This window comes from Laspinema palackyanum D2c (genome assembly GCF_025370875.1).
Lineage (GTDB): Bacteria > Cyanobacteriota > Cyanobacteriia > Cyanobacteriales > Laspinemataceae > Laspinema > Laspinema palackyanum.
Genome location: NZ_JAMXFD010000004.1, coordinates 229,462 through 241,846, shown reverse-complemented (window position 1 = coordinate 241,846; position 12,385 = coordinate 229,462). Strand labels below are relative to the sequence as shown.

General features: G+C 48.0%; 10 protein-coding genes. All 10 read left to right on the top strand.

Annotation, left to right across the window (positions count from 1 at the left end; translation table 11 throughout):
* The first annotated feature begins 628 nt into the window (after window positions 1–628).
* The gene (gene ispG, locus NG795_RS07720) at window positions 629–1,855 is read left to right on the top strand and encodes a (E)-4-hydroxy-3-methylbut-2-enyl-diphosphate synthase (protein ID WP_367288173.1); all 1,227 of its coding nucleotides are present in this window, start codon (window positions 629–631) and stop codon (window positions 1,853–1,855) included.
* Between the two features lie 451 nt (window positions 1,856–2,306).
* The gene (gene ctpC, locus NG795_RS07715) at window positions 2,307–3,614 is read left to right on the top strand and encodes a carboxyl-terminal processing protease CtpC (RefSeq protein ID WP_367288073.1); all 1,308 of its coding nucleotides are present in this window, start codon (window positions 2,307–2,309) and stop codon (window positions 3,612–3,614) included.
* Window positions 3,615–3,977: 363 nt separating this feature from the next.
* Window positions 3,978–6,182, top strand: a complete 2,205-nt coding sequence (locus tag NG795_RS07710; RefSeq protein ID WP_367288072.1) for a hypothetical protein — start codon at window positions 3,978–3,980, stop codon at window positions 6,180–6,182.
* 177 nt (window positions 6,183–6,359) lie between these two features.
* Window positions 6,360–6,953, top strand: coding sequence for an AAA family ATPase (locus NG795_RS07705; RefSeq protein WP_367288071.1), 594 nt, complete (start codon window positions 6,360–6,362; stop codon window positions 6,951–6,953).
* On the top strand, window positions 6,934–7,068 hold the full coding sequence (locus tag NG795_RS07700; protein ID WP_367288070.1) for a hypothetical protein: 135 nt from the start codon (window positions 6,934–6,936) through the stop codon (window positions 7,066–7,068). The genes NG795_RS07705 and NG795_RS07700 overlap by 20 nt, the downstream gene beginning before the upstream one ends.
* 255 nt (window positions 7,069–7,323) lie before the next feature.
* On the top strand, window positions 7,324–8,286 hold the full coding sequence (locus NG795_RS07695; protein WP_367288069.1) for a TRAFAC clade GTPase domain-containing protein: 963 nt from the start codon (window positions 7,324–7,326) through the stop codon (window positions 8,284–8,286).
* 9 nt (window positions 8,287–8,295) lie between these two features.
* Entirely contained in the window at window positions 8,296–9,084 is a 789-nt protein-coding gene (locus NG795_RS07690) for a hypothetical protein (protein WP_367288068.1), read from the top strand.
* A 94-nt stretch (window positions 9,085–9,178) separates the two neighbouring features.
* Window positions 9,179–10,018 (top strand): dienelactone hydrolase family protein, encoded by an 840-nt coding sequence (locus NG795_RS07685; protein ID WP_367288067.1) that lies wholly within the window; start codon window positions 9,179–9,181, stop codon window positions 10,016–10,018.
* A 128-nt stretch (window positions 10,019–10,146) separates the two neighbouring features.
* Entirely contained in the window at window positions 10,147–10,986 is an 840-nt protein-coding gene (locus tag NG795_RS07680) for a class I SAM-dependent methyltransferase (RefSeq protein ID WP_367288066.1), read from the top strand.
* 151 nt (window positions 10,987–11,137) lie between these two features.
* On the top strand, window positions 11,138–12,373 hold the full coding sequence (locus NG795_RS07675; RefSeq protein WP_367288065.1) for an LL-diaminopimelate aminotransferase: 1,236 nt from the start codon (window positions 11,138–11,140) through the stop codon (window positions 12,371–12,373).
* Window positions 12,374–12,385: the final 12 nt, after the last annotated feature.

Below are 12,385 nucleotides of genomic sequence, written 5' to 3'. Positions count from 1 at the left end.
GGTTGAGAAAATCTGATAGGGGACAGAGAAAATCAAATCACCGCTGCGATCGCCTCGGGGGGTTACGACCCCTGCAATGGGTTGAATAGGGGCCTTCGTTCGAGCGCTCCTGGCATTTTGAAGCACTTGCATTCAGGATAAACAGCTCTGGCACTAACAACACATCGATTGATTTCCATGCAAGCAATCCGTTGAACAACAAAGGTTTTTTACAGCAAGAATCGCACCCTTTGAGAACTTAGCGTGGCGCGATCGCAAGCCATCGGACTTGCCATCGGCGAAAATATCTTCCTATCTTATCGGTTTCTCGTCCCCTGTCATCAACCCCATCCAAAAATCTCTCGGAGGTGGGGTAAAACGAGGGCGCGTGACGGGAGGGGAGAATGCATCAGTCTGTGGGTGACGAGAGATTGAGGGAACCGAGGGAAGTTTTCTCTCAGGATTTTCCGCCAAATTGACCCAATTTATGGCAACCTGAAAAACATAACCCAGACTAGAAGACCCCGGTGCGTCCATTGGCTGATCGAGAAGGGGTATGAGCCCCAAACCTAGAAGCCTGAATGCGATCGCCCGGGTTTTAACCCAATCAACCACCCTGCACAGCAACTATCGGATTGCGATCGCCAGTATGCAAACACTCCCGAACCCAACCACCCCCCAACCGACTCCCAATACCGCCCTGACGGACACCACCATCCACCGTCGCAAAACCCGCCCGGTTCCCGTGGGTAACATCACCATCGGAGGCGGTAATCCGGTGGTGGTCCAGTCCATGATTAACGAAGACACCTTAGATATCGAGGGGTCCGTGGCCGGAATTCGTCGTCTCCATGAAATCGGCTGCGAAATTGTCCGCGTCACCGTCCCCAGTATGGCCCATGCCAAAGCCTTGGCGGAAATTAAGCAAAGACTGGCGCGAACTTATCAACTCGTCCCCCTCGTCGCCGATGTCCATCACAACGGCATGAAAATTGCCCTAGAAGTCGCCAAGCACGTCGATAAGGTCAGAATCAATCCCGGACTCTACGTCTTTGAAAAACCCAACCCTAACCGCACCGAATACACCCCGACCGAATTTGCAGAAATTGGGGAAAAAATCCGGGAAACCCTAGAACCCTTGGTCATTTCTCTACGCGACCAAGGTAAATCCATGCGAATTGGGGTCAATCACGGGTCCCTCGCTGAACGGATGCTGTTTAGTTATGGGGATACGCCCGAGGGGATGGTAGAATCCGCCCTCGAATTTATCAGAATTTGTGAATCGTTAGACTTCCGCAACCTGGTCATTTCTATGAAAGCATCCCGCGTTCCGGTGATGCTGGCCGCCTATCGCCTGATGGTGCAGCGCATGGATCAGTTGGGAATGGACTATCCCCTGCACCTCGGGGTCACCGAAGCTGGAGATGGAGAATATGGTCGGATTAAATCCACCGCTGGCATCGGCACCTTACTCGCCGAAGGGATTGGCGACACCATTCGCGTGTCCCTGACGGAAGCGCCAGAAAAAGAAATTCCGGTCTGTTACAGTATCTTACAAGCCCTGGGTCTGCGAAAGACGATGGTGGAATATGTGGCCTGTCCCTCTTGTGGTCGCACCCTCTTTAATTTAGAAGAGGTCCTCCATCAGGTCCGCGAAGCAACTAAACACCTGACGGGACTGGATATTGCTGTAATGGGTTGCATTGTTAATGGACCCGGAGAAATGGCCGATGCCGATTATGGTTATGTGGGTAAGCAACCGGGATATATTTCCCTCTATCGAGGTCGGGATGAAATTAAAAAGGTCCCGGAATCTCAAGGGGTTGATGAGTTAATTAAGTTGATTCAAGCCGATGGGCGATGGGTTGATCCCTAGTATTGTAGGGTGGGCAATGCCCACCGATATTAAGGTGGGCATTGCCCACCCTACTGAATACTTAAATTCCCCCCTCCTCTGCAAGGGGAGGGGGCAGGGGGGAGAGTTCAGAGCGGTTTGTAGGCAAAATTGAACCGAATCAGGCCGGTCTGTTACCTCAGCAAAGCCTGTGTTATCGTAGGGCTAGGGACAAACCTTATCCCTACAATCCTGACAATCCTCTATTCCTTATTTGAGCTGTTCCCGGCCTAGTGGGGAAAATAAAATCAGGGCAGGCGCTTTCTCGTCGGGTTAGTCATCTATCGTTCACTATCAACCCGGTGCTTTCCCTTCATTAACCCCCATCCCTTCCCTGTCGATTGCTTCCATCGTACTACCTTCTTTGTCGAAAGATAGAAGAGTCAACCGGGGTCCTCCTTAATCGTAGTTTTTCCTTCCTGATTGAATATTTATGGTGATTACAAAACGCGGACTTATAGTAGGTGCAACAGCAGTAGCCTTAACTGCTGTTACGGTCACGGGGGCGGGACTTCATCTGTCCCAAAGTCAAGCATTTTTTCAAGAGAGTCCCAAAGAACTGGTAGACGAAGTTTGGCAAATCATTAACCGCAATTATGTGGATGCCACGTTTAACCAAGTGGATTGGGAGACGGTTCGTCAAGAGTATCTGAACCGACCTTATACCAATAAGGAGGAAGCTTACACCGCGATTCAAGAAATGCTGGAACAACTGGGGGACCCTTACACCCGGTTTATGAATCCAGAAGAGTTCAAGAGTATGCAGATTGATACCTCTGGAGAACTGACAGGGGTGGGGATTCAACTCTCCCAGGATGAAGAAACAAAGCAACTGATCGTGATTTCGCCGATCGAGGATACACCGGCTTTCTCGATGGGAATTCAAGCTAGAGACGCCATCCTCCAAATTAATGGACAAAGTACCGAGGGGATGGATATCAATGAGGCGGTGTCCCTGATTCGGGGTCCCGTTGGCACGGAGGTGACCCTGACTATTGAACGGGTGCTTGACGAAGAACGCGGGACGAAAGAGACGAAAGATTATACGATTCGCCGCGAACGCATCGAACTCCATCCGGTTCGCTACAGCTATCAGGAAAGCCCGATGGGTGGGGTCGGTTACATCCGTCTGACGAATTTTAACGCGATCGCTGCTGAAGAAATGCGCGATGCTATCCAGGACTTGGAAGGTCAGAATGTCTCCGGCTATATTCTGGATCTGCGGTCTAACCCCGGGGGTTTGCTCCATTCCAGCATTGAAATCGCTCGGATGTGGCTTAATTCCGGCAGCATTGTCTCCACGGTGAACCGCGTTGGAGAGATGGACCTTCAGTCTGCCAACGGACGCGCCCTCACCAATAAACCGTTAGTGGTGTTAGTGGATGGGGGTTCCGCCAGTGCTAGTGAAATTCTTTCGGGGGCCTTGCGAGACAATGAACGGGCGGTTCTCGTGGGATCTAAAACCTTCGGGAAGGGCTTAGTGCAGTCGGTACGCGGATTGGGAGATGGATCTGGACTGGCGGTGACGATCGCCAAGTATCTCACCCCCAATGGCACGGATATTAACCAGGAGGGGATTACTCCGGATGTGGCGATCGAACTCACCGAGGACCAACAAAAACTCTTACGGGGCGATCGCACCTTAATTGGTTCCGCTCAAGACCCGCAATACACGAAAGCGATGGAAGTTCTCCGCCAAGAAATTGCCACCGCCCGGGCTAGACGTATCCCTGCTAACTAACATCAAATCGCTGAATTTTTAAGGGTTATAAGTTTCAAAACTTTGATTGTTTTTACCTGTTTCCCTGAAATTAAGACGATTTAGAATGGTTCAATAAGACCCCCATCCCGTAAGATGAAAGGGTCTTATTTTTTTCTTGTATCCCTCCAAGGGAACTCCAAAAAATAAAACCGCTAAACTGTTCGGAGTGACTCCTTCATCGAGTCATCTTATTAAAGAAACCCCTGAAGGGGGGACGTTGAACGTTTGGATGATTTATTTTTTGCAATCCCCCAAGCAGTCTTTTCAGTTCTTGACGGGCGATGAATCCTTCGCTAACAGCATCAAGAGAGGGGACGGAAACGAATAATTATATTGCCCATAATGAATAATCACAGAACCGCACAAATTGCTCAGATTGTCGAAAAACGTCGCCCTTTAGCCGAAAAAATTAGTCGGGTTGAGGACAATTTGAGGTCCCTCGCACAGGCCCTTCGGACCTTACAGGACCACCGCGATCGCCTTTTGGATTCCGTGGAGGATCTGGCGATCGTTGGACATCTCCAAGACGTGGATTTTTGGAAAATTCAGGTGGAAATTGCCAGAGAATTAGAGGCAACGGCGAAACTGAAAGCGCGGTTTTCCCGGGATACCCTGAATATAGGCGTTGTCGGACGCGCTAGACAAGGGAAAAGTCGCCTGTTACAAAGTTTAACGGGACTGACTGCCTCGGAAATTCCCGACGGCGATCGCCAACATTGTACCGGCGTCCTCAGTACCATCTACCACAATCCCACCCTGGAAACTCACGGGGAAGTGTTCTTTCATAGTGAGCGATCGTTTTTAGACGAGGCGATCGCGCCCTATTACGACCAACTCCAGCTAGGACCCGCCCCCCAGTCCCTGGATGACTTTGCAAGACAGTCTCTTCCGCCCCTGCCTCGCGACCTCTACGGCGCACAAACCGGGGCAAAACACGAACATCTCCGGCGCTATCACACCCACCTGGACCAGTATCGGACTCTCCTCCAGCAGCCCTCCCCACGGCGAATTTCTCAAGGGGAAATTCGCGAATATGTCGCACAAGATACCCCCGATGGTCAGCGCGTCTTTTTCAACTATCTGGCTGTGCGTCAAGTAAAAATTGTCTGCACCTTCCCCAATGGGGATGTGGGAACCATTGCCTTAGTGGATATGCCCGGATTGGGGGATACCGGCATTGGCGATGAAGTGAGACTGATTGAAACCCTCGGTCATGAGGTGGATTTTGTTCTATTTGTGAGAATGCCTAAGTCCTCGGGGGATTATTGGGCCGATGTTGATGTCAAGTTGTACGACACTGCTGCGGCAGCCTTAACCGAACTGCCGATCGCCCTTTGGTCGATGATGATTCTCAACCAAACCAGTGCCGGTTCTGGCAATGGAGATAATGGCAAAAATTGCCAAGATTTAGCCGAAACAATGGCGGAAAAACATCTGGAAGTGGTCAAAACCCTAACGGTGAATTGCGCTGATTCTGTGGCGGTGAATGAGCAGATTTTAGAGGGAGTTTTGGAGTATTTGATGGCTAAAATTACCGAACTGGACCGACAGTATGCGGCAGCTTGTCAAGACCGACTCTTGCACCTGCGAGATCGCCTCGCTGCCGAACTGGTCAAGGCAAGGCAAGTCATGGGCCAAGCGGCCCAACGAGAGAGCGAATTTCCCCTATTTCTGCGGTTATTTGATGCCCTCTGGAATAACTTAACCAGTGGGTTAGAGGGATTTTTGCGGGGTCTGTTTCACCAGCGAGAAGCAGAAGATTTGGAGTTTAAAAAGCAAGTCCAAATTGCCATTACAAATTGTCGCCAGGACCCGGGAATTCCCACTTTAGAAGAGATAGAAACACGACGCGATCGCGTGGGAGGATATCCCAATGCTTACTATCAATATTTGAACGAAATTCGCGCCCATTTATCCCAACATTTTTTGACCTTAGATGATGGATTGAAGCAGGCGATCGAGCGAGTCAAGTCCCGAGTCGCGGATGTTCTGATAGAACAGGGACGATTAGGAAACCTCACCCCAGTTCGGGGAAGTGAATTTTTAGGCGTAATGGCGGAACTATTACCGGAAGATTTACAGAAACTCAAACTAGGGTTTAGAATTTTAGATGAATTTAATTTATCCTATCGGGGACTGATTCAACATCGGATTCGTCAGCAGTTGGATGGATTAAATCCAGATAAGACGGGATTGAAATTATCGAATCAAGGGGTTTCGGCATCTGAAGTTTTAGGAAACCTAAAAACCCTTCATGCCGAAGCCGTTTATAATTGTGAAACCGCCCTGGAAGATTTGTTAGTTGAACCGAATCAGGCAGCGTTTGCGATCGTTGAGGAATTTGTGGATCGCGTATTGCGCGTGGAAGGGGTGAAAACCGAGTGGCAAATCTTTTTAGAACAAGTTCGGTCCGAGGTGTGGCAAGATGAATTTGACCGTCTAGGCAGTCGCGATCGCCTCCGTCGAGAATGGTTTGCTGCGGTGGATACCGTAGAAGCGGGGAATCAATTGGAATTGATGCAATTTCTGCCGGGGAATCGCGGTTGAAACCGGGTGAAAGTGCAGATTTAGGCTTCCTTCAGTGGGACAAGAAACCGGGTTTTTACCCCAATTTATGACTCTTTACCAAAGATTGTGTGAAAAACCCGGTTTCTAACCGCTATTAGGCCACCACTTCATTGCGGCAAATATTTTCAGAATTTGGGTTGATTTAATCTCCATTTTATGATAGATGACTTGGAAATTATCAAAAGGCGAACCCTAAACGTAGAGGCGATTCGCGAATCGCCTCTACATTTAGATAACAAGGTTACCAATGGCGTAAATCCGGGGATAGAATTGGTAATATTTATCGGCTTGCAAGGGGCGGGGAAAAGCACCTTTTATCAAACCCATTTCGCCGAAACCCATGCTTTGGTGAGTAAAGATTTGATGCGAAACAATAAAAGACCCGCCCGCAGACAAGCCTTTTTAATCGCCGAACATCTCAAATCTGGAACCTCTTTAGTGGTGGATAATACCAATCCCACCCTGGGCGATCGCCTCGCTATCATTGAAATTGCACAAAACTATCAGGCCAAGATTATCGGCTATTATTTTAACTCCAAAATTGCCGATTGCCTCACCCGCAATCGACAACGAGATGGAAAAGCCCGAATCCCGGATTACGCACTCTATATGACTCGCAATAAATTAGTCCCCCCGAACTACTCCGAAGGATTTCATCAGTTATTTCAGGTCAAAATAGCCCAGAATCCAGGAACCTTTGAAATTCATCCTTGGACCCCGGAGGAAAACCTTGGACCCGAATCAATTTGACCGCCAAATTAGGCAACTGGACTATTTCCACAATCTATCCCAGGTGGTAGATTGCTTTCGGTGGCGACAAGCTTATGCCACTCCTTATGGGATAAACTTTAATGAATTACCCTGATAACAGCGTCACGGGACAGGGTTATATTGGGAAAATTACTCCAAAATCGGGTATAATCCGATTATAGGGCAAGAAGTCGTTGCCACCGGACGGCGAATTAAAATTGATGAAGCCTTGCCGATGAAGGCCGCTTATAGCGAGTTTATCGCCGGATTATTAGACAGTCAGGAGAGGTTAAAGGACAACTGCCTTTGATGCTGCTGACATAAAAGTAACTACAAAAACAATCAGGTCAACCCTAAACCCAAGAACATAATGCAGGAATTAAAAGTCACCATGCTGGGACCCAGTGGCGTGGGTAAAACCAGCCTTTTGACTGCCATGTATGAGCAATTTGAACGCAGTATTGGACAAACCAATTTGCAACTGACCCCAGATTTAGAAAGTGCAGCTTTGCTACAAGAACGATTAGCTGAACTGAAAACCCTACCGGACAGTTTTGAAACCAAAGGATGGATGCAAAGTACGGAAGACCATAAATCTTTTATATTTGAGTTGGGTAGAAGAGGGGCAATTCCCTCATTAGCGCTACACTTTCAAGATTATCCCGGAGAATATCTAGCCGCCAAAAGTTCGCGGGAAGAAAAGGAACGAGTGGAGACATTTGTGCGGGAATCGGCAGCAGTGGCGATCGCCATTGATACCCCTGCCTTAATGGAAAAAAACGGCCAATGGCATGATGCGGTCAATAAACCCCAACAAATTGCCAATTTATTTCAACGAGTCTATCGCGAATTAGAGTCTCCCCGATTGGTGATTTTTGCCCCAGTCCGCTGCGAAAAATACTTACAAGATGAAAAAAGCAGTGCGGAATTAGTCCGGCAGGTACAAGCGGGATATGCCAGGGTATTAGATTTATTGCGTTCGGAATCATTACTCTCAAAAGTCGTGGTGATTATCACCCCAGTTCAAACCGTAGGAACTGTGGTCTTTTCCCGCATTGAAATGATGGATGGTAAACCGTTATTTATTTTCAGAAAAACCAGTCACGATGCCCAATACAATCCCCAAGACAGCGAACAGCCTTTGCGCTATTTGTTACGGTTTTTGCTAAGACTGCATTTGGACCGACGCAATTTAGGCTTGTTTAATTTTATCCGAGATTGGTTAGGATTGGATAATCACCTCAAAGATGCAGTCCGGGAATTTGCAAAAGGCTGTAAAAATACGGGTGCTTATGCGGTGTTGCAGGGTCAAAATTGGCTGAATATTGGATAGGAGAAGAGTATGGAAATTTATGTAAAAAGTCGGGGATTTGCTCAGGAAGAAGGCTACTGTTGGCTACGGGAAACCCCTTCAATTCTCACCTTAAATCGGGTTAATGACTGCATTCAAACCGAATCTCCCTCTCTCGTCTTGGGGCGATATAGCGGACGGTTGCTATTGCTGATTACTGGGTTAGAGGCGAGGGGACGGACCGATTTTCGCGATCGCGCCATTCGCAATTCCATCGCCTGGGTTGCCGAAGATTCTGCTACGAATGAACAACAGTTACGGGCCATTGCTGTCCGCGCCTTACGCACTTTTTTAGAGGAAAAACAAGACGGATTAGATGCGGAAATTGACCAAGCAATTCCCGTGGGAGGACCGGACGGATTTACCGTCAACTGGGAACTGTTAAAAGAATTATCCGCAAGCGCAACTCTTGCCAGTCATCCCCAAAAATCCGACCGAGAACGAGAAGAACATTCTACCGATAAACTCGCCAAAAATTGCGATCGCACCAAAGAAACCCTCGCCACCCAACTTGAACAGTATGGGTTACCTCAACGAGAAGGTCCCCTAGTTGTCGTTACCGGAATTAAAAGCAAAGATGCCTTAATTCAATCGCGAGTCTGGCGGGGATTATCCAAAAGTTTAGAGGAGGAAGATTGGACGCCGGTTCGAGAGAGACAAAACGCCCCCAGTTCTCCGGAAGAACCGTTACAGCCGGAAAAAAAGCTCAATGAAACGGCAACTTTAGTGGCAGGAATTGTGGCGATCGGGATGCTAATTTTAGGGTTTTTGTGGTCTTAGAGGAGGGGAAATCATGGCAGGGGTCATAGAAAAGTTGTTTGTTTAGATTACAATTAGACCGAATGATTCCTTTAACCCATAGGACCCCTTGCCAATGAAACCTTTAACCCGCCGACAATTCATCAAAGTGAGTGCGATCGCCGCTGGATTTGCCCTTGCCGCCCATCCAATTTTCGCCCAACAAGTCATCACCACCGATAGCGAAGGATTAACCGCTGGTGAAGTGACTATCCCCGTTGCTGATGGAGAAATCCCCGCCTATCGCGCCATGCCTGCCAGGGGACAAAACTTCCCGATTGTGCTAGTCATCCAGGAAATTTTCGGGGTTCATGAACATATCCAGGATGTCTGCCGCAGATTTGCGAAACAGGGTTATCTGGCGATCGCCCCAGAAATGTTTGCCCGACAGGGAGATGTCTCCCAAATGGAAGACATCCAGCAAATAATCTCCGAAGTCGTATCTAAAGTACCCGATGAACAAGTGATGTCGGACCTCGATGCTACCGTTGCTTGGGCACAAAACAGCAGTAACGGCAACCCCGAAAAGCTGGGCATCACTGGATTTTGCTGGGGAGGACGAATCGTCTGGTTGTATAGCGCCCATAACCCCCAAGTCACCGCAGGAGTCGCCTGGTATGGGCGATTAGTCGGTGAATCCACCCCCCTAACTCCCCAACATCCCATCGATATCGCCGAGGAATTAACCGTTCCCATCCTCGGATTATACGGCGGTGACGATGACTTGATTCCTAACGATACTGTCGAACAAATGCGCGATCGCCTCGCCTCCGGCAACACCAACTCCGAAATCATCCTCTATCCCGACACCCCCCACGGATTCTATGCCGACTACCGTCCCACCTACCGCCCAGACGAAGCAGCAGATGCCTGGAGTCGCCTTCTCACTTGGTTTGAACAGTACGGCGTTGCCTAAAAAAAATCTGATTTAATTCTCCCAAAAGCCCCCCTTCTTATAGGGGGGTTGGGGGGATCTCTCCTAGAATATTTTATCTTTTTACTCCCCTAAAAACCCTTGTAACAAAACAAAAAACCATAACAATCATGAATAATTCTCGGATTCATAATGACTATAAACAACAAATTGCTGATTACTTTAATCGCCGGACTAACTATGACCAAGAAGGCGATTTTCATCCCATTGTTGCCCATCATCTCATCCAATGCGCTGACATTCAACCGGGACAGCATATCTTAGACATCGCCACGGGAACGGGTCTAGTTGCTATTGAAGCAGCCCAAATTGTAGGGAATAGCGGGTCAGTGGTGGGAGTCGATTTGTCCGAGGGAATGTTAAGGCGATCGCAGGCCAAAATCACCGCTGCTGCTTTAACCAATATCGAACTCCAACAAGGAGATATCGAAACCATCGACTTTCCAAATAACAGCTTTGACCGCATTTTTTGCTGTTGCGGTATTCCTTACATTCCCAACATTCCCACTAATTTACGCCGTTGGCAAAGATTTCTCAAACCCGGTGGCATCATCGCGATTACCGGAGTTGCTGAAACTGCTTATATGTTTAGACATATTTTAACAAAAATCGCCAAAAGTTACGAAATCCAATTGCCGAATTGGAACGAATCCATAGGAACGGTAGAAAAATGTAACCGCCTCTTACAAACATCTGGTTTTGAAGTAATTCAAGTCACCGAAGAACAATTTGGAGAGTATTTGAGCTTAGAGTCTGCTCAAAAGTTATGGGATATTATCATCAAAAATCCTCTCACTTTTTTTAACTTCGTCCAACTCTTGAATTCAGAACAATTAGAGGCTGCTAAAGCACAATATTTAGCGGACTTAGAAACATTAGTCACGGATAAAGGGATCTGGAACGACATCACCCTATTTTATATCGTCGGACGCAAACCCATCGGCAGCTAAAAATCAATTCGAGAAACCCCTCGTCACGAATCGGGTTGACTGGGGTATCCCCAGACTTGAAATTGCTCATAACCGGAATAGCAACGCTAACCTCTATCCCGGATGCCACCATTGGCAGTAAACTGTAATACGATGTTTTTAACGATTGACGATGGCAACGATTAACGACAACTACCTCAAACTTAAAGCGGGTTACCTGTTTCCCGAAATTGCTCGTCGGGTGAATGCCTTTGCCGAGGCGAATCCGGACGCCAAAATCATCAAACTTGGCATTGGCGATGTCACGGAACCCCTACCGGAAGCTTGCCGCAAAGCGATGGTAAAAGCGGTGGAAGATATGGGCGATCGCAGCCAATTTAAAGGGTACGGACCCGAACAAGGGTATGCCTGGTTGCGCGAGAAAATTGCCACCCACGACTTCCAATCCCGAGGATGCGCGATCGATGCCTCAGAAATCTTCATCTCCGATGGTTCTAAGTGCGATACCGGCAACATTCTCGACATTTTCGGCAACAACAACAAAATCGCCGTGACTGACCCGGTTTATCCCGTCTACGTTGATACAAACGTCATGGCAGGACATACCGGACCCGCCAATGATAAAGGAGAGTATGAGGGATTAGTCTATCTCCCCATTAGTGCGGAAAATAATTTTACCGCCGAACTTCCCACCGAGAAAGTTGATTTAATTTACCTCTGTTTCCCCAATAATCCCACGGGTGCAACTGCCACAAAAGACTACCTGAAAAAATGGGTAGACTATGCCAAAGCCAATGGTTCCATTATATTCTTTGATGCGGCATACGAAGCCTTCATTACTGACCCCAATTTGCCTCACTCCATCTATGAAATAGAAGGCGCAAAAGATTGTGCGATCGAGTTTCGTTCTTTCTCCAAAAATGCGGGATTTACCGGCACTCGTTGCGCTTTAACCGTAGTTCCAAAAACCTTAACGGCAAAAGCCTCCGATGGGTCTGATGTCGAAGTTTGGAAACTCTGGAATCGCCGCCAATCCACCAAATTTAATGGCGTTTCTTACATTGTCCAACGCGGTGCAGAAGCAGTTTACTCCGAGGAAGGACAAGCACAAGTTAAAGAATTGGTCAGTTTCTATTTAGAAAATGCCACAATTATCCGCGAGAAATTAACCGCTGCCGGATTGTCAGTTTATGGTGGTGTGAATGCACCTTACGTCTGGGTGAAAACTCCAAATGGATTATCCAGTTGGGATTTCTTTGATAAATTGCTGCAAGTGGTGAATGTCGTTGGAACTCCCGGTTCGGGTTTTGGCGCTGCTGGGGAAGGATACTTCCGCATTTCTGCCTTTAATAGCCGGAAAAATGTGGAGGAAGCGATGCAGCGGATTACGGAAAATTTGAAAGTCTAGTCCAAGTTTAGC

Excerpts from the sequence above, each read along its gene's own strand:
- NG795_RS07695 (WP_367288069.1), top strand. The coding sequence starts at position 7,324 with ATGCAGGAATTAAAAGTCACCATGCTGGGACCCAGTGGCGTGGGTAAA.
- ctpC (WP_367288073.1), top strand. The coding sequence starts at position 2,307 with ATGGTGATTACAAAACGCGGACTTATAGTAGGTGCAACAGCAGTAGCC.
- NG795_RS07680 (WP_367288066.1), top strand. The coding sequence starts at position 10,147 with ATGAATAATTCTCGGATTCATAATGACTATAAACAACAAATTGCTGAT.
- NG795_RS07690 (WP_367288068.1), top strand. The coding sequence starts at position 8,296 with ATGGAAATTTATGTAAAAAGTCGGGGATTTGCTCAGGAAGAAGGCTAC.
- NG795_RS07675 (WP_367288065.1), top strand. The coding sequence starts at position 11,138 with ATGGCAACGATTAACGACAACTACCTCAAACTTAAAGCGGGTTACCTG.
- NG795_RS07685 (WP_367288067.1), top strand. The coding sequence starts at position 9,179 with ATGAAACCTTTAACCCGCCGACAATTCATCAAAGTGAGTGCGATCGCC.
- NG795_RS07710 (WP_367288072.1), top strand. The coding sequence starts at position 3,978 with ATGAATAATCACAGAACCGCACAAATTGCTCAGATTGTCGAAAAACGT.
- NG795_RS07705 (WP_367288071.1), top strand. The coding sequence starts at position 6,360 with ATGATAGATGACTTGGAAATTATCAAAAGGCGAACCCTAAACGTAGAG.
- ispG (WP_367288173.1), top strand. The coding sequence starts at position 629 with ATGCAAACACTCCCGAACCCAACCACCCCCCAACCGACTCCCAATACC.